Here is a 22,455-nt window from a genome sequence, read left to right on the forward strand (position 1 = left end):
TAAAATCCGCGCTTTATTACATCTCGCAATTGCAGCACGGATATGTCAGATACCAATCATTCTTCTTTAAAAGTCAGTGACTTTTCATTTGAACTACCTGATGAGCTTATTGCCCGCTATCCCCAGGAGCAGCGCAGTGCAAGCCGGCTATTGTCTGTCAATTCGAGTGAAAACAGCATTGAACATAAGCATTTCGAAAACATTGTTGATGAGATAAACGCTGGCGATTTGTTGGTGTTTAATGATACTCGGGTGATTCCTGCCCGTTTACTGGGCGAGAAAATCTCCGGCGGTAAAGTGGAAGTTCTGGTTGAACGCTTGCTGGATGAGCACCGCGTGTTGGCACATGTTCGTGCCAATCGAGCGCCCAAAGCGGGGGCTCAGTTGCTATTAGAAGGCCAGGTTAACGTCACCATGTTGGGTCGTCATGATGCACTCTTTGAGCTGAAGTTTGAGCACAATGAGACCGTACTCGAATTATTAGAGCAGTATGGTCATATGCCGTTGCCTCCTTATATTGATCGCCCGGACGAGCATTCCGACAAAGAGCGCTACCAAACAGTTTATAACCGGGAACCTGGTGCAGTTGCCGCACCCACGGCCGGGCTGCACTTTGACGATGAGATTCTGCAACAGCTACGCGATAAAGGGGTAAAGTTTGCTTATGTGACTTTGCACGTGGGAGCCGGCACGTTTCAGCCCGTGCGAGTGGAAGATATTAACGACCACGTTATGCACAGCGAATACGCCAAGGTCAGTGCTGAAACCTGCGATGCTATTAAGCAAACAAAAGCCACCGGCGGGCGAGTTGTTGCTGTCGGAACTACGTCAGTTCGTTCGCTGGAATCTGCAGCGCAGGCGTCAAGCAGCGGTGATATTGAACCCTTTTTCGATGACACCGATATTTTTATCTTCCCCGGCTATGAATTTAAAGTGGTTGATAGCTTGATAACCAACTTTCATTTACCGGAATCGACGCTCATTATGTTGGTATCGGCATTCGCTGGCCGTGATTTGATAATGAGTGCTTATAATGAAGCCATTAAAGAGCGCTATCGTTTCTTTAGCTACGGCGATGCCATGCTGTTACAGCGTTAAACTTAATACACTGAAGTGAATACTTATGACAATGAAATTTGAACTTGATAAAACCAGTGGTCGAGCACGTCGCGGTCGAATGGTGTTTGAGCGAGGAACCGTAGAAACTCCGGCCTTTATGCCCGTGGGTACTTTGGGCACGATAAAGGGCATGACGCCAGAAGAAGTCAAAGACACTGGCGCCCAAATCTGCCTGGGCAACACATTTCATTTAATGCTGCGGCCCGGTACGCAAATTATTAAACAGCACGGCGATCTGCATGACTTTATGAACTGGGACAAGCCTATTCTCACCGATTCAGGTGGTTTTCAGGTGTTCAGCCTTGGCGAGCTTCGTAAAATTACCGAAGAAGGTGTTACTTTTCGATCGCCCATTAATGGTGAGAAAATTCTGCTGACGCCGGAAAAATCGATGCAGGTTCAGCGAGATCTAGGCTCCGATATTGTCATGATTTTTGACGAATGTACGCCCTTTCCAGCCACTCAAGCTGAGGCCCGTAGTTCAATGGAGCTGTCACTGCGTTGGGCGGAGCGCTCTAAACAAGAGCATGGCGATAACTCAGCAGCATTGTTTGGAATTATCCAGGGTGGAATGTACGAAGAGCTTCGGGATATCTCCTTAAAAGGTTTGAAAGATATTGAGTTTGACGGTTACGCCATTGGTGGCTTGTCTGTTGGTGAACCGAAAGAAGACATGATGCGGATTCTGGAGCATACCGCACCGCAGATGCCCGAGCAAAAGCCTCGTTATTTAATGGGAGTGGGCAAGCCGGAAGATTTAGTGGAAGCCGTGCGTCGTGGTATTGATATGTTCGATTGTGTCATGCCCACTCGTAATGCTCGTAACGGCCATTTGTTTATTAGCACCGGCGTGGTGAAAATCCGCAATGCCGTTCATCGCACCGATACCTCGCCGTTAGATGACAATTGTGATTGTTATACCTGTAAAAATTATTCACGCGCGTATTTACATCACTTGGATCGTACCAACGAGATGTTGGGTTCACGGCTCAATACCATTCATAATTTACGCTTTTACCAAAAAGTAATGAGTGATATGCGCGACGCCCTAGATGCTGGGACTTTCGATGACTTCGTGAAAGAATTTTATCAGCAACGAGATCAGTCTGTTCCGGCACTGGATTGATACTGGCTTATTTCGTTCTGTAATTTCTGGTAGCGGTCGGCATTTGGTTTATTCTGAATGGCGGCCTTTACCGAACGCAGTGCCGAGTCTTTCCATCGTTCAACTAAGTGGGGATGCTCGTTATTGAGCTTAGCAAGTGCCAAGTACATTTTTGCGAGCAAATAATGCGCTGCTGGTTTCTCTTCAAACTGCGCGGGATCCCCTAATTCATTAATTGCATTCAATAGCATTGTCGTGATTTGGGTGTGACTAAAAATTTGCCCAGATGTCAGAATAAAGCGGGTCCGTTCTTCATGGTACCTAAGTGCATCCGGATTATTCGCAATAGCGTGGTCAAAGTGATCGAGTGAAAGCTCGGCCTGTTCCGTAGCCCGTTGTCTATCGCCCTGGTTGGCAAGGTATTGCGAATAGTGAGCGAAGACGACTGCATGCGCGTACTGATCCTGCTTACTGGAATAGTCCTCCAGAAAGTGTCTGGGCGCGGTGTCATGCAGTGTAAGAAACAATATAAAGGGAACAACCAGCACGGCCGCATTGGCCGCCGTAAACCAAAAAAGGCGTTTCTTCAGCCGATAACGATTAAGCCAATGTTCGAGTTCTTTTTGAAACTCCTGACACTCATGAAAACGAGAATTAGGATCCAGCGACAGCGCTCGTTTGATAATGCGGCTTAACTCTATAGGAAGCCCTGGTCTGGATATGATTGGATGATGGTAAAACTGCTCCGGCTTCATGTCGGTTAATAAAGACAGAAGCAATGCGCTAAGCTGGTAGATATCTCGTTGAATACTGGCCGGGGAACTCGGTGCTGAAATGCTGAGATCCACTAACACTGCTCTCTTACTTTGTTCTTTTTTACTGGTTCCTAAAGAGCGAACCATAATATTTTGCGGAGTGATATCGCTGTGCGCATAGCCAGCCTCGTGCATACGACACACACCATCCACAAGTGATTTTACCATCGCCACTGTTTCGTAAACTGAAATAGCGCTACGCACCTTATTCAGTGGTTTACCATCAATATACTCGAGCACCATGAATAATGAAGACGAGGGGGTTTCAGGTTCACCAATATCAAATACTCGACAAAGTGCGGGGTGATCCACGGCCGATAGCAAACGGGCTTCGTTGACGAGTCGATGACGACTGACAATAGAGGGTGAACGTGCAAACTTTATCGCGACATGACGTCTTAAACGTTGGTCATAGGCCTTATAAACGAGCCCACTGCCGCCGTGCCCCAACAATTTAACGCATTGGTAACGTGCTGGTATTGGGTAAGGAAAATTTGTGTCCGGATGTGCTTCAGCCAAATTCGTATCCTTACTGGTTAAGCTCAAATCCAGTCTAACGACCACAACTCTCAAACAACAGGTTTAGCGTAGATGCTGATCGGCTACACATAAAGTGACGTCAATTGACATCATGGGAAAATAATTCCTCTATAGCTTAAAATGCAGCAAATTTAAGCTATGATGAGTTTCATAAAAAAATAATAAAGCAGGGGTTAGCACTGATGCAGGGAAACAGTGATGTTTTAGCAAACAGTGGATTCAGGCAGTCCGTCGAAGTCCAAATTAAATACAATGGCAGTTACAAGCGCCTAAATATGACCCTGGTTGGCCAGCAGCACCCTGACTACCTTATTTTGCAGCTTTCCAGACAATACTGTTGGCAAGATATTTTGCCGTTGTTAGTTGCGGATAAAACGATTGGTCTGAAAACGATCTCTCAGGCAGGAGAGCAGTTAACCGGTGTCGTCGACATTCTTCATATGACCCAATACCCGAGGAAACTCTTGTTTGTCAGCTATCCCAGAGAGGCGGATGTTCAGGTGTTACGGTCATCACCCAGAATTGCAATTAATTGTGAAGCCAAACTGCAATTACAGCTTAATGATAAACTTGGAGACCCTTTGCCCGGAACAGTCGTTGATATATCAGATAAGGGCATTGCTTTTAATTATCGTGGTACGTCTCCTGTTAGCGCTGACCAAAGCGACGATGTGCTGGCGGAGGTGAAAGTAAATACCGGTGACGGTACGCTTACGTTCCCCGAACTGTTAATTCGAAGTGTAAACTCTGTAGGCCCGCAACTCTGGCAGTTTGGGCTTGCTTACAAAGAAAAACCAAATAATTTGCAGGACCTTGTCAGTAAGTTACTACTGGAATCTACGCCAGTCCGCGAATTGCTTGGTGATAATGATCCCGGATGGGAAGCATCGGATAACACTTTACAAGGCGAATCTGAGTCGGTACAATTCAGCACCAATTGAACCCGTAGTGGTTAATTTTTAACCGAAACAGATAATTTACCCGAGGTGATTTTTTAATGCCAGTCGTTAAAGTGAAAGAAAACGAGCCGTTTGACGTAGCTTTGCGTCGCTTTAAGCGCTCTTGTGAAAAAGCAGGTGTTCTGTCTGAAGTCCGTCGTCGCGAGCACTATGAAAAGCCGACTTCAGAGCGTAAGCGCAAAAAAGCTGCTGCGGTAAAGCGTCACGCCAAGAAACTGGCTCGTGATAACGCTCGTCGTACTCGTCTTTACTAAGACACTAATTACTACGACAATTTGAGTGTTCACTTTTCCGTAAAGTGCTGAAAGCCGTGACTGAATTGTCGCGGCTTTCGTGTTTCTGCTACTTTTTGTTTTCGCAACCCCGATATTGAGACAATATGGCAGGCTTGATCCCCAAAAGTTTTATTCATGATTTGCTTGAACGAGCAGACATTGTCGAGATAGTTGATAGCCGTGTGCCGTTGAAAAAGGCCGGTAAAAACCATCAGGCTTGCTGCCCGTTTCATAATGAAAAAACACCTTCTTTCACCGTGAGTCAGGATAAACAGTTTTATCATTGTTTTGGCTGTGGGCAGCACGGTAACGCCGTAGACTTTTTAATGGAATTTGATGGCTTAAATTTTCCTGATGCGGTGGAAGAGTTAGCTGGGATCATGGGCGTTGAAGTTCCGAGGGAACAGCCAGAGAACCCCCAGCTGGCGCAGAAAAAGCAACAACAAGTGCAAGACGATGCTGAGCTAATGAATAAAACGGCTCGTTTTTTCCAGCACCAATTAAAGCATCATGAAAACTCTAAGCGCGTTATAGACTATTTAAAAGGCCGGGGGTTAAGCGGAGAAACCGTAAAGCGCTTTCAAATTGGCTACGCGCCGGATGCTTGGGATAGCCTGCTAACTACCTTTGGTGGTTCCGCTCAACATCGCCAGCAATTGCTTGAATTGAAGCTTATTAACCGGAATGAGAAAGGGCGGCACTACGACTTTTTTCGTGACCGGGTAATGTTTCCTATTCATGATCGACGTGGTCGGGTTGTTGGTTTCGGTGGGCGCATTATTGACGGTGATGGTCCTAAGTATTTGAACTCTCCGGAAACTAGGCTATTTCATAAAGGTAGCGAGCTTTACGGTTATTGGCACATGCAGCAAGCGGTGCGTAAGCCTGAGCAGGTTTGTATTGTCGAAGGCTATATGGACGTGGTGGCGCTTTCTCAGGCTGGTATCCATTACGCAGTAGCATCTCTGGGTACCGCAACCACCAGTGAACAATTACAGAGGTTATTTCGTACTAGTAGCAGAATTGTTTGCTGTTATGACGGTGATCGCGCCGGTCGGGATGCGGCCTGGCGAGCATTAGAAAATGCGTTGCCGTTGTTGCGGGATGGTCTGGATATGGCATTTTTGTTTTTACCCGAAGGTGAAGACCCTGATTCGGTGGTACGCGAACACGGTGCAGAGGCTTTTGAACACCAGTTGAAGAAGGCAACGCCATTCACTGAGTATTTCTTTGAGCACCTTCAGGCCGATATTGACGTAAGTACTGACGCTGGTCGGTCGCAATTATTGAATATTGCCAAACCATTAATTGAGAAAGTAGCCAGTGACTACTATCGTGACACATTAATGCAGCGCTTGGCTGAAAAACTGCGTCGGGAAACCTCGCAACTGGAAAGAAATTTCGAAAAACCGCAGCGTCATTCAAGGCCGAAAGAAAGCGTGAAAATGACACCGTTACGCAAAGCGATTGCTTTGTTAGTTCAATACCCACAGTTAGCACAAACGATTCCGGTACGAGAAGAGTTACGCGAGCTAAGGGTTAACGGTATCGATTTATTGATAGCACTGCATAAACAGTGCTCAGAAAGACACATGACGACAGCGCAAGTGCTTGAGGGGTGGCGTGATACCGAGTATTACCAACCGCTGCAGAAACTGGCGTTATGGCAACATCAGCTCGACGAAGACAATGTCGAGCAAGAATTTAACGATATATTTATTTACCTTATTGACCAATATTTTGAGCAGCGAGCGAATGCGCTTTTAAAGAAAGAGCAGGAGGGTGCTTTAACCCGAGTTGAGCGTCAGGAATATCAGACGCTGATTCAATACTTGAGTAAGGCAAGATAGTACATCCTCGTGCGCCTTACGCTAGCTTAAAAATCAGTATTCTGATATACTATTCGGTCATTTTGGATACTCTACATTCACAGTCACAGGTGGAACGTCTGTATGCAGCAGAATCGGCAATCGCAACTTAAGGTCCTTATTGCGAAAGGCAAAGAACAAGGGTTTTTGACATTTGCTGAGGTCAATGACCATTTACCGCAGGAAATTGTTGATTCCGATCAGGTTGAAGACATTATTCGCATGATCAACGACATGGGGATTCGCGTGTTTGAAAGCGCGCCTGATGCCGATGACTTGATGATGGCAGAAAGTGCTGCTGACGAAGACGCCGCTGAAGAGGCCGCTCAGGCGCTAGCCTCTGTTGACGGTGAAATTGGGCGTACAACTGACCCCGTGCGTATGTACATGCGCGAAATGGGTACGGTTGAACTACTGACCCGTGAAGGCGAAATTGACATTGCCAAGCGTATTGAAGAAGGCATTAACCAGGTTCAGTGTTCCGTCGCTGAGTACCCTGAAGCCATCAACTTCCTGCTTGAACAATGGGACTCCTACGAAGCTGAAGAACTGCGTTTAACCGACATTATTTCCGGATTCATCGATCCTGACGAAGTAGACGAAGCTCCTGTGGCGGCGACTAACGTTGGCTCTGAATTACCAACTGAAGAGTTGGAAAAAGAAGGCGACGATGACGAGGAAGATGAAGAGGAAACCGATACAGGCATCGATCCGGAATTCGCCCGCAGTAAATTTAATGCGCTTCGCGAACAGTACGAAGTGACTCGTCAGGCTATTGCTAAACATGGTCGCGATGGCGCCGATGCGCGTGTAGAAATCGACAAACTCAGTGAGCTATTCAAACAGTTCCGTTTAGTTCCGAAGCAATTTGACCGTCTGGTTAAAGACATGCGTGGCATGATGCAGCGTGTTCGAGTTCAGGAACGTATTATTATGAAGATAAGCGTTGAACAGGGCGAAATGCCTAAACGCAACTTCATGAAAGCATTCTCCAGCAATGAAAACAGCATGGCCTGGGTAGATAAAGAGATTGATTCAGGTGCGGGCTACGCTGATACGTTGAAAGAAGTTCGGGGCGAAATTGAACGCTGTGTCAACAAACTGGTTGATGTAGAGAAAGAAACCGGTTTAACCATCGGCAAAGTAAAAGAAATTAACCGTCGTATGTCTATTGGCGAAGCCAAGGCACGTCGTGCGAAAAAAGAAATGGTAGAAGCCAACCTACGCTTGGTTATCTCTATTGCTAAAAAGTACACTAACCGTGGCTTACAATTTCTGGATCTCATTCAGGAAGGTAACATTGGCTTAATGAAAGCCGTGGATAAATTTGAATACCGTCGGGGCTATAAGTTCTCAACTTACGCCACGTGGTGGATCCGCCAGGCTATCACCCGTTCAATTGCCGACCAGGCTCGTACCATTCGTATTCCGGTTCACATGATAGAGACGATTAATAAGCTTAATCGTATATCGCGCCAGATGCTCCAGGAGATGGGCCGTGAGCCGCTCCCAGAAGAGCTGGCTGAGCGTATGATGATGCCGGAAGATAAAATCCGTAAGGTATTGAAAATAGCTAAAGAACCTATTTCAATGGAAACACCCATTGGTGATGATGAAGATTCACATTTGGGTGACTTTATTGAAGATGGAACTCTGGATTTGCCAATTGACTCGGCAACGTCCGAAAGCCTGCGGAATTCAGTGCGTGATGTTCTTGGTGGGTTAACCGCACGTGAAGCAAAAGTATTGCGTATGCGCTTTGGTATTGATATGAATACCGACCATACTTTAGAAGAGGTAGGCAAGCAATTTGATGTGACTCGTGAACGAATTCGTCAAATTGAAGCCAAAGCATTAAGAAAGCTTCGCCATCCAAGCCGCTCTGAGCAGCTTAAATCATTCTTGGATGAGTAAGATATTTTCAGAAACAGGAGGCAGCATGGGTAACAACCGTGACAATTGGCCGAAACGTATTATTGACTCTCATTTGCATATTTATGATGACGAGTTTCCGCTAATTGAAAACCAAGGTCACATCCCTGAGCCTTTTTATATTGATGATTATCGTAACTTGGTGCGAGGCCTCCCTATAGAAGGCGGTGTCATTGTTTCAGGTTCATTCCAGGGCTTTGAGCAGCGCTATTTAAAAGCTGCATTGGAAAACTTGGGTGGTAACTTCGTGGGTGTCACACAGTTACCAGGCTCTGTTAGCGATGAAAAAATTCAGCAACTGAACGAGCATGGTATTCGTGGTGTGCGTGTTAACTTAAAACGAGGTGTTCACCGCGATATCGAAGGCATTGTTGAGTTTGGTAAGCGCATTTGGGATCTCGCTGGTTGGCATTTGGAAATTTATGTCGATAGCCGCGAACTGGACGACATGGTTCCTACCTTACTTCAGCTACCGAAGCTCAGTGTTGATCACTTAGGTATGGCGAAGTCTGGATTATCTCAGGTTCGTCGTTTGGCAGAAGGCGGAGTCAAAATTAAGGCCAGCGGTTTTGGTCGTACTGAAGTGAATGTGGCCGATGCTGTCCAGACACTGAACAAAACCAATCCTGATGCTTTGATGTTTGGCACCGACTTACCAGGCACCCGCAGTAACCGTTCATTTGAGCCATCGGACATCGCCACGATAGTGAATGCTCTGGATGACGAAGAAGCGGTTGATAAGGTGTTTTATCAAAATGCCCGTGATTTTTACAAACTACCTTAATAAAAGAGAGTGAGGTAAGTGCAGTCTCTCTCTTCTCACACAAAACATAACCGCTGGCTGGCCATTGCATTGATAGCAATAGCCGTTGGCGGTTTGTTAGTTGCGTTCTGGTTTTCTTCCGGCGAAGCACTGCAGCGCAATCAAAACACGATGAGTGCGTCCTGTAAAGAAGCTCAACTTGCCGTCAGTCGTCTTTTTCCCGTTTCTGAGTCTCTGCAACAGCAAGTTGCTAATCCCGAATTGATGTACCAGTCACTGCAAGACTCTATAAAAGATGCCGGTCAAATTCAGGGTGGCTTTTGGCATACCGCTCAGGGTTTCATGGGGTTTGCGTTCACCAATGCCGGTGATGGTAACTCCGGAGTTGGTATTGGCAACGAGGACATCCCTATTGTTCGCTCAGCGGTTCAGCGTTCGTTAGAGCAGCAACGGGCGGTGGTCTCGGTTCAGGCTCATGATGGAGGCGCTACAGTGGTTGCTGCCTGCCCGGAGAAGAATCACTACAACTTGGGGATTTGGCTGAAAAAAGAGGTTCAGCTGGTACCTCCTCATTTTACACTTATTGTTAGTGTCCTGTTTGTCGCGCTCGCTATTATTGGTGGAATTTTAATTGTTTGCGAGTCGGTGTTTAATCGTAACTGGCATATTGAGCGAGACCGAATTGTTGCTCAGGCGGAGGATAACTCCCAAGCCGTTTCTGTCACCACTGAAATTCCGGAAATACAACCGTTGTTAATGTTGCTGTACCAGGCTCGCCAAAAAATTCAGGCGAAAGAGCGTGAGCTCAGTCAGCAAATGAATAAAGTCATTATGGCGAACCAGAAGACATTAATTGGACGGATTGCCCGCTCGATGAGCGCATTGGCTGTGGCTGAATTGGAAGAAATAAGGCGCAAATTGGCTAAAACGAATGCTGACGACATTCGACTCAAAGTGTCTGAATTGACCGAGTTATTCGAGTCATTCGATAAGGTAACGTCCGAAGCTGGCAATGGCCGAACTCAACCGATTGAGGCCGAAAGCTTTCTCGAAGAGCTATCTGATTATCATGAAAGCCACGGCAATGTTAAAGACATTACCTTAACAAGTATTGCGGAAAAAGGACTCAAATTCGATGCCGAACCTTTGCTACTACGCTTCTCAATGGACTATTTATTACGCCATATAATGAGTTTTGCGCCGGATAATTCCGAGATTATGTTGCAGGCAACAGCAGAGGGTGACTTTGTGAAAATTGCTATTAGCGACGAAAGCACTGGCATAGAGAACAAGAATAAGCACCTCCTGTTTCATGCCGACGAACTGGCGCCAACGCAATATGGCATAGGCTTGAAAGTAGTGCGAGATACCCTGCAAAGTCAAAATGGCGACATTAGTTATGAAAAACTCGAGAAAACTTCACGATTTAACGTGCTGATACCCATGACAAAAGCATAAAAAGTTCGTATAATCTGCGCCGCTTAACAGCTTCCAATCAAAAATGGCCCCTTAGCTCAGTGGTTAGAGCACCCGACTCATAATCGGTTGGTCCCCAGTTCAAATCTGGGAGGGGCCACCACCTTTCAAAGTCCCATTTTCTCGCTGTTCGTGGCTCGAGCAAAAATTAATTTTGTTACCTATCCAGTTAGCGCGCCTAACAATGCAGATATTGATCTACATCGCCGATGACGTCGGTTACGCCTATTTAATAACGACCTAAAAGTAGTAACATGCCAGCACATCATTAATGAATTAGGTGGGTATGATGACAGTCGATATAAATAGCCGCTATGGCCTCAATCCTGCGCATAGTGAAGTCGTAGAAGCATGTAAGATTATAGAGCCGTGTAACGCGTTAGATATGGGCTGCTCAAATGGCCGTAATGCGTTGCACATGAGCCAGCTTGGCTTCAATGTGACCGCGGTAGATAATAACCCTGATGCTATCAATATGTTACGACAAATTGTCAGTGAAGAGGGTATCAACAATATTGAAGCGCGAGTCGACGATATTAATGATGCAGAGTTAAGTGGCGAATATGGGCTGATTGCCTGCACGGTAACGTTAATGTTTCTTAACCCCTCGCGAGTTGACGCTGTTATTGACGATATGCAATTACATACCCAACCCGGTGGGTACAATTTAATTGTTTGTGCTATGGATACTGCTGAGCATCCATGCCCGGTTCCTTTCCCCTTTACGTTTAAAGCAGGGCAATTGCGAGATGCATATCAGGGATGGGAGCTACTAAAGTACAACGAAGAAGTCGGAACCATGCATAATGGAGCGCAACTTCAGTTTGCAACGATGTTAGCGCGCAAACCCAACAAATGAAACACAAGGCTATGGCTGTTTTATTAAGGAGTCCTCATGAAACTTTATCAGAAAATGGGCTGTGTAGGTTTGATATTGGTAGCTTCTGGTTTGTCTTTAAGTACATTAGCAGCGGACCCAGTCACTCCTAAATTGACGGATAAACTAAGCCGATTGCTAAAACAAGAAATGCGCTCGATTCAGTCTGCCATGGCCTCAATTCATGTTTCCATGGTTACCGGGGAGCATGAGCTGGTAGCGACCCAGGCACAGCAAATACACGACAGCTTTATAATGAAACAATCTTTGACGGAGCAGGACAAAAAAGACTTAATGTCGGCGGTTCCAGAGGGGTTTGTCAAGCTGGATAAAGACTTCCACCGACTCGCTGCGGGACTGGCTCAGGCGGCCAAAGACAAAGATACTCAAAAGCAATTTAAGCTTTATAACAAAATGACAGGTAGCTGCATTGCTTGTCATAGCAAATATGTATCTGATCGTTTTGATGGGCTAGTAAAACAGTAATTATCGCGGTAATGGACTAGAATGTTAACTTGGGTATCACCGACATTTTTGTAGTCCGTAGGCTCAAAGGTATCTAAATGGCACAAAATGCAAATAAAACAGAGCATTCAGGCGCTAAAAAAGGCCGCGGTGCTTATTGGGGGCGAAAAAAAGACGCGAAAGAAGAAAGTAGCAAAAAACGCCGAGCGGACGAGCGCGAACAAGTAAAAGATTGTCCGCTTGCCTCTGAGCCGTTTTGACTGCAGTGTACCTGAGTCCTTTCCTGGCCAACATTGACAAGCTTAGGATGCCTGACAATACTTTCAGACTGACACCTACGAGCAATCTAATTTCGAGAGCACGGAAGGAGCCTATGTCGATGAACACAAAGGTCACCAAAAAACAGTTTCCCGTCAATAAAGCACGCCGTTACCTTGAGCCCGGGCCGGTCGTTCTAGTGAGCTCTCATTCTAACGGTGAGTCCGACATCATGACCCTGGGCTGGCATACTGTAATGGATTCTTCACCGTCGCTGATAGGCTGCAACATTTCAAAGGCTAACCACAGTCATCATTTGATCAGGGAAAGCGGGGAGTGCGTGATCAATGTACCTACCACCGAGCTGACGGAAAAGGTTATTGGTATCGGGAATACGACAGGCGCCGAAATTGATAAGTTTTCAGAATTTGATCTGACGGCAGAGCCCGCCCAGAAAGTGTCAGCACCGAATATCAAAGAATGCTATGCAAACTTTGAGTGTCGTCTTTACGATGACACACTCGTTGACGCCCACAATTTCTTTATCTTTGAAATCGTTAAAGCTCAGGTAATGACTGAACCTGAGTATCCGACAACCCTGCATTACACCGGTGACGGTATATTCATGATCTCCGGTGAGATAATTAATCGCCGGGAGCTTTTCTTACCGGAGATGCTGGATTGAGCAACTCAGTAATAAATGTCCTAAAAGAAAAGAAGCGGGAATTTTCCAGCAGCGATGAACTGCGCCCTTTAATCGAGTCTATTAAAGACAAAAAGGTTGTGATGTTGGGCGAAGCGTCACACGGTACGCATGAGTACTATAAGTGGCGGGCTAAAATATCAAAGATTTTAATCGAAGAGTACGGGTTTGACTTCGTTGCCGTGGAAGGCGACTGGCCGCCTTGTTATGAGCTAAACCGGCACGTTAAAGGCTATGACGATGCGATTAACGATACGACCCAGGCGTTAAAGCAATTCAAACGCTGGCCGTCATGGATGTGGGCAAACTGGGAGGTTCATGAGTGGGCGCAGTGGCTGCGAGATTTCAACAAAGGGCTGGCGCAGGATAAGCGCAAAGGCTTTTACGGTTTAGATGTCTACAGTTTGTGGGAATCGATGGATGCGATTATGGATTACCTGAAGGAAGAAGATCCGAGTGCCTTTGAGACTGCGAAAATGGCGATGCGGTGTTTTGAGCCTCACCGCGATGGTGGCGGGCAGCGCTATGCACTCTCTACCCGACTGGTCCCGGAAGGGTGCAGTGCCGAGGTGACACAACTTCTAAAAGAGATACGCAGTAAAGTGCCGAGCTACAATTCGGATAGAGAGCACGCCTTTAGCACTGAGCAAAATGCGGTTGTGAGTAACAATGCGGAGCGCTATTACCGCATTATGGCGTCGCGGGACGAGTCGACCTGGAATCTTCGCGACCGGCATATGATGGATACCCTGAAACGGTTAATGGCGTTTCACGGCAGCGAAGCCAAAGGTATTGTTTGGGCGCACAATACTCATATCGGTGATGCCTCTTATACCGACATGGGTGACGCTGGCTTGTACAACATTGGTGAACTTGGGCGTGAGGAATTCGGTCGTGACAACGTGGCTTTGATTGGTTTTGGCTGTCATAGCGGAAGCGTTCTGGCCGGCGCCTCGTGGGGAGACCAAGTGCGCCAAATGAACCTGCCAGACGGTCGCAGCGACAGCTGGGAAGACTGGTGTCACCAGGCTGGCACGCAATTTTATGTTGCCAGTGACGATCTACAGTCGTTGGATGAACTGCAAGACCGTATTCCTCATCGCGCAGTGGGCGTGGTTTATGACCCACGGCACGAGCGCTACGGCAATTACGCGCCGACCATTATTCCAAAGCGTTACGATTACTTTATGTTTTTTGATAAAACGCGAGCACTGCACGCTATTAATATTCAGGAAGAGACATCCAGAACGCCTGATACCTATCCGCACGGATTGTAATGTGGTGTCACCGATAATGTCCCTACCCCAATATTGTTTTTACGAAGCCTCGGTTAGAGCTAGAAGTCATAACTCACAGACAGACGGATATCGCGTCCGGCTTCGTAAGGGCCGACAACCGTAGGAAATACCTCACTGTAGTCTCCAACGCTTGAGTGGTTGATATACAGTTCGTCCAGCAGATTAGTAACGGCTAAGTTAACCGACAAATTATTGCTGACATCCCACGCTCCGAAAAGGTCGACCACGGTGTAACTTGGCTTATTTAAGGTATACAACGAATCGGTCCAACCGTTTTCAACGGCCTGATGCAATGTTTCAATGTTGATATCATCCACGTGAGTGACATTGAACCCGACGCTTAAATCATGCGCTACAAAGTAATCCGCACCCAGCACCATGGTATTGCCGCGACTGTTGCCTAAGCCATTAAACTCATACCCATTCAAGTCAATGGCGTTGTAGTCTTGAGTGTATAAACTGTCCCGGGGTTTCAGCTCGGCGTCGGCGTTTGAAAAACCAAAGTAGAGATCCAGAGACTCCCAACGATAAGCCAGGTTGAATTCAACGCCTGTTGATTCGATATTGCCAATATTGTTGTAAACAGAATTTCCTGAAAAGCCGCTGAAAATGACATCATAAATTGTCGACTGGTAAACGCTGAGTTTCGCACTTAATTGGCTAGCATTGTATTGAATAGAGGCCTCAATGTTTTCAACTGTTTCCGGCACCACATCGCTTGCAACTACGGGTACATCTTCGCCGTCATAAAGGTACTCATCTAGTGTAAAGCCATCACCAATTTCCTTTCCTCGCGCCGCCTCTGCATAGCTCAAGCCGAGCTTCCATGCTTTGGCAACTTGATAGGACAAGCCGGCGTTAAAGCTCAGCTCGCTCTCGTCTAAGCCAGCCGCTGTATCGGTAATAGGCTCACCAGAGTAGTTATCAAGGAGAATTCTCTGCTGGAAATCGTAGTCGTCGTAACGAACACCGTAGCTGAACAATAATTCAGGCGTAATATTACTGTGCGCCTGTGCATAAACGCCGAGTACGCTACTTTCTTCAGCATTTTCTTTGGGCCCCGATGCAGGTCCACTTACAACTTCATCGCTGCGATAATCGACACCATAAGTGAAGCTGTGGTACAGAGTGTCGCTGGTGTTGCGTAGATCAAAGCCTTGCGTATCAATTTCTGCCAGCCAGTCAAAACGACCACCACGGAATGACGAGCTTGTCTGATACGCTGTCGCCTCCAGATACACTAGTTCGCTATGATCAAAGCGATAATTGGCGACATAGGTATCACGTTTTGCTGCGCTAGGGTAGAGCGGTGAGCCTTCGGGTACAGCCCAGTTTGGCCGAGCCGAAAATTCGCCTTCTTCGTCACGCTGCTCAAAACTCAATGAAACATAATGATTATCAGCAATATCGCCACTGGCCTTTAAAAAGGCGAGATCCTGGTCTGCGGCAGTACCGTAAACCTTATTGTCTTCTCCGTCTTCCATGGTGTTACGGTCAACGGCGCTGTAATAGCCTAAAAGACCGAAGCTGTCGTTGAGCTTTCCGTAAAGGGTACCGCTGTAACGTGTTCCGTCGTTAGAGAAGTAATTGGCTTTTACTCGACCTCCAAATTGCTCATTTTCGTCTAATAAGTCTTGTGCATCTTTGGTTTTAAAGCGAATAGCACCGCCAATAGCACCGGGTCCACTGGTGGCTTCACCGGCACCTGCTTGTACATCGATTTGTTTCAGTAAGTCCGGATCCAGGGTGACCCGACCAATATGATGGAATAATGTTGATGTTTGTTGTGCACCATCCACAGTCACATTCAGGTAGGCATCTTCCAGGCCGCGAATATAAATCTTTTGCGCAACACCAACTGAACCACCCACACTGACTGACGGTGACTCACGAAAAATGTCGGCAAGATCATTGGCCTGAAACTGCTCAATGTCTTCAGCCGTTACGCTAAAGTTGGTTGCAGCGCCGACAACAGAAATTCGTTCAATGGCTTTTTCATCTTTGGTTTTTACGTTATCGGTATTCTCAGCCTCTGCTGTTTGCGCTAACAACGGCGTGCTAAAAAGGGCGTAGGCAACCCCTGTTAAAACAAGCTTCTTCACTGGTATCTCCTTTTTATTCTTCCATGCATGAAAATGAGAATGATTTCTATATGCATTATTGAGGAAATAGCGAGATAGCGCAAATTCTTTTTAAGAAGAGTCGATAAGAAACAAGCCAAACTTAGACAGAGGGTTACGGCAACCTCAACATTGCATGTCTTTAAGGTTAATAGGGTTCGCGCCTTTCTGCGTTTTATCTAGCCAGGTTTGAATAACGCCGGTAATTAAACTGCTGCCAGAAATAGACTCCAGAGTTTTATCATTAATTTTAAAAACGGTGCCGGAATCGGGGTCATAGGCGATAGTGATAATATCGTCGGTGCTCATGGTTTTATAGACCTGCTGCATTTCGTTTATTTGTGTCTGAGTCAGATGTTTTTGCAGTCGCTTATACCAAGATTGTGGAATGTTCTTTGGGAGCTCTCCGTCGTAAACCGGGTACAGTACAACTGCTTTGGCCGTGTTGGGTGACAGAATTGAGGGTTGTGTCATGCTTGAGTCCGGCAGGTAAAGTGCTACGGCATAAATGTTCATCCATAAGCTTTCGCGCACGCCACAGGCGGCCAGTTGCAGAGTTTTATCTTGCAGTTTCACGGCTGCTGCCGGCGAGATGCTGGCGATACGTTGCGCGTGTGAAGAGGTTGTTATAAACAGGAGCGATAGCAAAAGGATCGGTAAGAAAACGCGCATAAAGCCTCCTAAATAAGGAAAGCCCAGCATCGCGCCGGGCCAATTGACATTGTTATCAGCCCTGATTAAAGGCAGATAATCTGGTTATTTTACAACGAGTGTTTAGACGTCAAACCAACCGGCTTCACCGGCATCGTCCCATTCTTCGTCATTAAGGAAGTTGTCATCATCAATATCGTAATAATCGAATGTACCGTCTAAAAACTCATTATCATCTAAGTACCCGTCGTTATCGATATCCCACGATGTGAAGTTGTAGTCGTAATCGAGATCGTGCCACTCGTCCTCTTCCAACAGGTTATCGTTGTCGAGATCCCAGTCATCATAAATGCCTATATCATCAACGTACCCGTAATACTCAGCTTTTGATATTTTCCCGTTATTATCGGCATCAGGCTGATTCATAGGAGCGGCCATAGCACCGCTGCTACCCAGAGCAAATGCAATTCCTAATGCGAGGCTGATTTTTTGCAACTTTTTACTATCAGTATTAAGAAGTTTCATAAGAAGTCTCCTTATGTATTCAATAAAAAATTGATGTCATTTTCATTCCAGACAAGATGTCTTGCTTTGCTACCTGTCTGCAATTAAACGTAGTTTATTAATCTAAAATTTCAAGTAAGTCGTCTGTGTTCAGACGAGTGATAACCAGGGTGACTGAAAGTCAAAAGTAGCTTAAAAGCTAAAGGTACTGCGTGGGCACGGAAGAGTTCGGTCGCGACAATATTGCTTTGATAAAACGTCCGATACCTATCCGCACGGATTCTACAGAGCTGTCGCTGGATAAACCTGATTACGGCCTGAGTGTTTGCCTTTGTACAACGCTTTGTCAGCGCGGTTGAATAGTTTTGTCCAGTTATCTCCAGGCTGAACTTCCGCCACGCCTAATGTCACTGTCACAAAAATATCGTTCCCATTTTTTGAGAATTTGTGCGCTGCAATTTTTGTGCGTAGCTTTTCTGCTACCACGGCGGCCTCCGCTTGGCCGGCTTCCGGAAGTAACGCCGCAAATTCCTCTCCACCAATGCGGGCAGCAGTATCGTGAGAGCGTACAGATTTTTTTAAAATAGAGGCTATTTTTATGATCACCTCGTCACCAAACGGGTGGCCGTAGGAGTCATTGCAGTTTTTAAAGTGGTCGATATCAAGAATGATAAGGCTTAAAGGGCTGCCGTTTCGTTTTGCGCGTGACAGTTCTTTATCCACTTGTTCTGTGAAATACCCTCGGTTGTATATGCCGGTCATTCTGTCGGTCGATGATTTCTTCAGAAGTTCCAGCTCCAGGGTCTTCTGCTCGGTAATATCTCTGAACGTACCGATTAACGTGAAGCCGTCCTGTTGCAATTCAGCAAACTCTTCTACCCAAATATAGTGGCCGTCAGCATGTTGCATACGGTGCTGAATTTGTAGTTTATTGTTGTCAGGAGTGAGTCTTTCAAGCGACTTAACACCTTCCAAATCATCTGGGTGAACCAAACTGTTAAAGCGTTCTATTGACGTATTGGAATTTGTTTTGTCTAGCCCCAGCAATTCTCTAACCATCGTGGAACGATGCAGTTCACCGGTGTTTAAATTGGCCTGCCAGTGACCAACACGGCCAACTTGCTGTGCGCGCTTCAGTTCATCATTGGTGCGCTTTAACTCAAGTTCTAGTGACTTTTTGTCGGTGTTATCAATAAAAAGGCCATTCCAGATAAGGTTGTCTTCTACCTGCTTGTCCGGCACTGCCCGGCCCGATATCCAGACGACTTTTTGCTCAACTATGACGCGAAATTCAAATTGCCAGGCAGTGAGCTTGTCGCTGGCATTCTCCAGGCTTTCAATAAGAAGCTCTCGGTCGTCAGGGTGTACTTTATTAAAAAAAGCCTCGGCGGATTCTGTTAAATCGCCGGGTGATATATCAAATAGTTTTTTGGCGTGAGCACTTATTAACGGAAACGAAATTTCAGCGCGGCTACCGAATCGCATTTGGTATAAAACGCCGGGAAGAATATAGCTGAGCTGACGAAGTTGTTCACGGGTTTTTACCAAATCTTCAATTACCGTAATGGTTCCGACAAAGTGCTCTGCGTGGTGGGTTGATGAAGAATGTTTTCTGATTAGGTCTTCAACCCAAAGGTAGCCTTTTGTTTTGTGTCTAAAGCGGTACTGACGACGCAGTAATCCGGTAAAGTCTGCGTGTTGCCAACGGACAAACTGGTCATGGGTCGTGCTTATGTCGTCGGGGTGGATATTGTTATACCACCAGTTTTCAAGGTGATCGATGCTCGACCTGGGGTAGCCCAGTGAACGCTCAACATCGTTAGAAATAAAAGCGGTCTCAGCGCCTCGATCTTCTGATGACATGGGCGTTCTGAAAACGATAGAAGGAATATCGTCAACAATAGCCTGAAACTCTTCAATGGCGTCGAGTGGTTCGGTACCGGCAATAAGGCTGTTCTGGATCAAATGAGCCTCTGCTCTGGGTTTGTGAGAACGGTACAATTTACAAACAACAATCTTATCTTTTGCCGACAGCTATGCACACTATGTCAGAGGGGGTAGTTTGTATTGTTTCTAATATGCTGGGGACTTTACATTTACTTCATATTTACAAAGCCAACGTATCAACTTTACCATTTAATGCCTATCCTTTGGTTTACTCGGCAAGCTTGAAACTAGGAGGAATAGAGATGGATTTGGTTCGAATTATCCTTGCGATTCTTTTGCCACCGTTGGGTGTTTTTCTTCAGGTTGGGCTTAGTGGAGCCTTTTGGCTTAATATTCTTTTAACGATATTAGGATACATCCCCGGCATTATCCACGCTGTATGGATCATCGCTAGGCGCTGATAAAATAGGCTGGTGACAGGGAAGCCGTTAGCTTCCCTGTTTTGATCTTGCTTGATGCAGTTTCTTGTAGCTCTCAATTAAACGCAAGTGCCTGTCTAACCCTTCCAATTGCATGTTGGTTGGCGTCAGGCCATAAAAACGGGTAGTGCCGCTAACAGAGCCTATAACGGCCTCAATAGTTTCTTCGCCGTACATACGGCCTAAATTGTAGCGGTAGTCTTCAAGTTCTAATTCGTCGTCTTGTTCAATTTCCAGCACCGCTTCCACCGCCCGATAAAACAAGGTGCGCTCAACGGTGTTGTCGTTGAACTGCAGGAACATCTCTACGTATTCGAAGGCGTCTTCTTGGCGCTGCAGTGCCAGATAAATGAGCAGCTTAAGCTCAAGAATGGTGAGCTGACCCCAGACGGTATTTTCATCAAACTCAATACCAATCAGGGTAATAATGTCCATGTAGTTATCAAGCTGACTGTCTTCTAAGCGCTCGACTAAATCTTCCAGTTGCTCGTCGGTTAAACGGTGCAAATTAAGAATGTCTTCGCGGTATTGCAGAGCTATGTTGGTGTTATCCCAAATAAGGTCTTCCACCGGATATACCTCGGAGTAACCAGGCACCAGAATGCGGCATACCGGGGCGCCTAAATCCTCGTGTACGGCAACATAAACTTCTTTGCCCATGTCCTGCAGAATACCAAACAGTGTGTCAGCTTCCGCTTGATTAGAGCCGCTAAAGTCCCACTCAACAAATTCAATGTCGGATTTTGCACTAAAGAAACGCCAGGAAACGACACCTGAAGAATCAATAAAGTGCTCAACAAAGTTATTGGGTTCGGTGACTGCCATGGAGTTGAAAGTGGGTGCTGGTAGATCGTTTAAGCCTTCAAAACTGCGACCCTGCAGTAACTCGGTCAGGCTGCGCTCCAGTGCCACTTCAAAACTGGGGTGCGCACCAAACGAAGCAAAAACGCCGCCGGTGCGCGGATTCATCAGGGTAACGCAGGCCACCGGGAACTGACCGCCCAGTGAAGCGTCTTTAACCAGTACCGGGTAGCCTTGTTCTTCCAGTGCGTTAATGGCCTCGACAATGTCGGGGTATTTGCTGAGGACTTCTTGCGGTACGTCTGGCAGAGCAATTTCATCTTCAATAATTTGTTTTTTAACCGCGCGCTCAAAAATTTCAGATAAGCACTGAACCTGAGCTTCCGGCAGGGTGTTACCTGCGCTCATGCCGTTACTTAAGTACAGGTTCTCAATCAAGTTAGACGGGAAATACACCGTTTTGCCATCGGAGTGACGCACGAATGGCAGCGAAACAATACCGCGATCAGTTCGACCCGAATTGGTATCAATTAAATGTGACCCGCGCAGCTCACCTTCCGGGTCGTAAAACTCACGACAATGTTCATCGAGAATCTCCCCGGGTAACTGGTCGTCAACGCCAGGTTTAAACCACTTTTCGTTGGGGTAGTGAACGAAATCGGCGTTCGCAATCTCTTCGCCAAAGTACTGGTCGTTATAAAAGAAATTGCAGCTTAAGCGCTCGATAAATTCGCCCAGAGCGGAACACAATGCGCTTTCTTTAGTGGCGCCTTTGCCATTGGTAAAGCACATGGGCGAGGCGGCGTCGCGAATGTGCAGTGACCACACGTGCGGGACAATATTGCGCCACGACGATATCTCAATTTTCATGCCTAAATCCGCGAGTATGGCGGTCATGTTGGCAATGGTTTGCTCCAGCGGTAAGTCTTTACCTTCAATAAAGGTTTTACTGTCGCTGTCTGGCCGTATGGTCAGTAAGGCTTGTGCGTCTTGAGTAATACTTTCAACCGCTTCCACGTCAAACTCAAGGTCATTTTCTATGACACGTTTCACGGCACAGCGCTCAGCGGCACGGATAATCGCTTTACGGTCTTTATCTGAAATATCAGCCGGCAGTTCTACCTGAATTTTAAACAGCTGCTTATAGCGGTCTTCCGGGTCAACAACATTATTCTGCGATATACGGATGTTTTCGGTTGGAATGTCGCGGGTATCGCAATACAAGCGAATAAAATGTGCCGCACACATAACCGATGACGCCAGAAAGTAGTCGAAAGGACCGGGCGCGGAACCATCGCCTTTGTATCGAATAGGCTGATCCGAAATGACTGTGAAGTCGTCGAACTTGGCCTCAAGGCGCATATTGTCGAGAAAGTTTACATTGATTTCCATGGGAAGCTTAACCGCTGAACGAGGCTGTTTTAAATCGTGTGCGTATTATGCCTGTTTTATACGTCAGAGTCTTGGGGGAATCTTTTAAAGTGAATATTTATTGACCAATTAAAGCTTTGCTGCTTTGTTTCCGATATAGATTCACGAAAGTGTCACAGGAGCGCAAAT

General features: G+C 46.4%; 20 protein-coding genes and 1 tRNA gene. 15 read left to right on the forward strand and 6 right to left on the reverse strand.

The window, feature by feature from the left end; genetic code table 11:
• Positions 1 to 42: 42 nt before the first annotated feature.
• Positions 43 to 1,098, forward strand: a complete 1,056-nt coding sequence (gene queA, locus RBK99_RS04370) for a tRNA preQ1(34) S-adenosylmethionine ribosyltransferase-isomerase QueA (protein WP_317503428.1) — start codon at positions 43 to 45, stop codon at positions 1,096 to 1,098.
• Positions 1,099 to 1,129: 31 nt separating this feature from the next.
• Positions 1,130 to 2,245, forward strand: coding sequence for a tRNA guanosine(34) transglycosylase Tgt (gene tgt, locus RBK99_RS04375; RefSeq protein ID WP_317503698.1), 1,116 nt, complete (start codon positions 1,130 to 1,132; stop codon positions 2,243 to 2,245).
• On the opposite strand, the gene RBK99_RS04380 is transcribed toward tgt, so the two are convergent.
• Positions 2,221 to 3,558, reverse strand: a complete 1,338-nt coding sequence (locus RBK99_RS04380) for a protein kinase domain-containing protein (RefSeq protein ID WP_317503429.1) — start codon at positions 3,556 to 3,558, stop codon at positions 2,221 to 2,223. The two genes, tgt and RBK99_RS04380, sit on opposite strands and share 25 nt — an antisense overlap.
• Positions 3,559 to 3,761: 203 nt before the next feature.
• Here RBK99_RS04380 and RBK99_RS04385 point away from each other — a divergent pair, with 203 nt between their 5' ends.
• The 12 genes from RBK99_RS04385 to RBK99_RS04440 all read left to right on the forward strand — a co-directional run bounded on the left by RBK99_RS04385 (position 3,762) and on the right by RBK99_RS04440 (position 14,432).
• On the forward strand, positions 3,762 to 4,520 hold the full coding sequence (locus RBK99_RS04385) for a PilZ domain-containing protein (protein WP_317503430.1): 759 nt from the start codon (positions 3,762 to 3,764) through the stop codon (positions 4,518 to 4,520).
• A gap of 56 nt (positions 4,521 to 4,576) precedes the next feature.
• The gene (gene rpsU, locus RBK99_RS04390) at positions 4,577 to 4,792 is read left to right on the forward strand and encodes a 30S ribosomal protein S21 (protein WP_126782326.1); all 216 of its coding nucleotides are present in this window, start codon (positions 4,577 to 4,579) and stop codon (positions 4,790 to 4,792) included.
• A gap of 125 nt (positions 4,793 to 4,917) precedes the next feature.
• Positions 4,918 to 6,663, forward strand: a complete 1,746-nt coding sequence (gene dnaG / locus RBK99_RS04395; protein ID WP_317503431.1) for a DNA primase — start codon at positions 4,918 to 4,920, stop codon at positions 6,661 to 6,663.
• A 102-nt stretch (positions 6,664 to 6,765) separates the two neighbouring features.
• The gene (gene rpoD, locus RBK99_RS04400; protein WP_317503432.1) at positions 6,766 to 8,595 is read left to right on the forward strand and encodes an RNA polymerase sigma factor RpoD; all 1,830 of its coding nucleotides are present in this window, start codon (positions 6,766 to 6,768) and stop codon (positions 8,593 to 8,595) included.
• 25 nt (positions 8,596 to 8,620) lie between these two features.
• Positions 8,621 to 9,397 (forward strand): amidohydrolase family protein, encoded by a 777-nt coding sequence (locus RBK99_RS04405; protein WP_317503433.1) that lies wholly within the window; start codon positions 8,621 to 8,623, stop codon positions 9,395 to 9,397.
• Between the two features lie 18 nt (positions 9,398 to 9,415).
• Positions 9,416 to 10,834 carry a histidine kinase gene (locus RBK99_RS04410; RefSeq protein ID WP_317503434.1) on the forward strand — a complete coding sequence of 473 codons (1,419 nt, stop codon included), beginning with the start codon at positions 9,416 to 9,418 and terminating at the stop codon, positions 10,832 to 10,834.
• Between the two features lie 45 nt (positions 10,835 to 10,879).
• Positions 10,880 to 10,955, forward strand: a tRNA-Ile gene (locus RBK99_RS04415).
• A 183-nt stretch (positions 10,956 to 11,138) separates the two neighbouring features.
• The gene (tehB, locus tag RBK99_RS04420) at positions 11,139 to 11,711 is read left to right on the forward strand and encodes a tellurite resistance methyltransferase TehB (protein ID WP_317503435.1); all 573 of its coding nucleotides are present in this window, start codon (positions 11,139 to 11,141) and stop codon (positions 11,709 to 11,711) included.
• Positions 11,712 to 11,747: 36 nt separating this feature from the next.
• Positions 11,748 to 12,215 (forward strand): cytochrome c, encoded by a 468-nt coding sequence (locus RBK99_RS04425; protein WP_317503436.1) that lies wholly within the window; start codon positions 11,748 to 11,750, stop codon positions 12,213 to 12,215.
• Between the two features lie 77 nt (positions 12,216 to 12,292).
• On the forward strand, positions 12,293 to 12,454 hold the full coding sequence (locus RBK99_RS04430) for a hypothetical protein (protein ID WP_317503437.1): 162 nt from the start codon (positions 12,293 to 12,295) through the stop codon (positions 12,452 to 12,454).
• 119 nt (positions 12,455 to 12,573) lie between these two features.
• A complete protein-coding gene (locus RBK99_RS04435) occupies positions 12,574 to 13,137 on the forward strand; it encodes a flavin reductase family protein (protein ID WP_317503438.1) in 564 nt (187 codons plus the stop codon).
• Positions 13,134 to 14,432: an erythromycin esterase family protein gene (locus tag RBK99_RS04440; RefSeq protein ID WP_317503439.1), complete on the forward strand. Its 1,299-nt coding sequence runs from the start codon at positions 13,134 to 13,136 to the stop codon at positions 14,430 to 14,432. Before RBK99_RS04435 ends, RBK99_RS04440 begins: the two co-directional genes overlap by 4 nt.
• Before the next feature lie 59 nt (positions 14,433 to 14,491).
• On the opposite strand, the gene RBK99_RS04445 is transcribed toward RBK99_RS04440, so the two are convergent.
• From RBK99_RS04445 to RBK99_RS04460, 4 genes are all read right to left on the reverse strand, one after another.
• Positions 14,492 to 16,504, reverse strand: a complete 2,013-nt coding sequence (locus tag RBK99_RS04445; protein WP_317503699.1) for a TonB-dependent receptor — start codon at positions 16,502 to 16,504, stop codon at positions 14,492 to 14,494.
• 195 nt (positions 16,505 to 16,699) lie between these two features.
• Positions 16,700 to 17,245 (reverse strand): chalcone isomerase family protein, encoded by a 546-nt coding sequence (locus RBK99_RS04450; protein ID WP_317503440.1) that lies wholly within the window; start codon positions 17,243 to 17,245, stop codon positions 16,700 to 16,702.
• A 102-nt stretch (positions 17,246 to 17,347) separates the two neighbouring features.
• A complete protein-coding gene (locus RBK99_RS04455) occupies positions 17,348 to 17,749 on the reverse strand; it encodes a hypothetical protein (RefSeq protein WP_317503441.1) in 402 nt (133 codons plus the stop codon).
• A 261-nt stretch (positions 17,750 to 18,010) separates the two neighbouring features.
• Positions 18,011 to 19,693 carry a GGDEF domain-containing protein gene (locus tag RBK99_RS04460; protein WP_317503442.1) on the reverse strand — a complete coding sequence of 561 codons (1,683 nt, stop codon included), beginning with the start codon at positions 19,691 to 19,693 and terminating at the stop codon, positions 18,011 to 18,013.
• Between the two features lie 224 nt (positions 19,694 to 19,917).
• Here RBK99_RS04460 and RBK99_RS04465 point away from each other — a divergent pair, with 224 nt between their 5' ends.
• Positions 19,918 to 20,076, forward strand: a complete 159-nt coding sequence (locus RBK99_RS04465) for a YqaE/Pmp3 family membrane protein (protein ID WP_317503700.1) — start codon at positions 19,918 to 19,920, stop codon at positions 20,074 to 20,076.
• 27 nt (positions 20,077 to 20,103) lie between these two features.
• Here RBK99_RS04465 and RBK99_RS04470 read toward each other — a convergent pair whose 3' ends face one another.
• Positions 20,104 to 22,287 (reverse strand): OsmC domain/YcaO domain-containing protein, encoded by a 2,184-nt coding sequence (locus RBK99_RS04470; RefSeq protein WP_317503443.1) that lies wholly within the window; start codon positions 22,285 to 22,287, stop codon positions 20,104 to 20,106.
• Between the last annotated feature and the right edge of the window lie 168 nt (positions 22,288 to 22,455).

The sequence above is a fragment of the Idiomarina solivarensis genome (assembly GCF_033052755.1).
Taxonomy (GTDB): domain Bacteria; phylum Pseudomonadota; class Gammaproteobacteria; order Enterobacterales; family Alteromonadaceae; genus Idiomarina.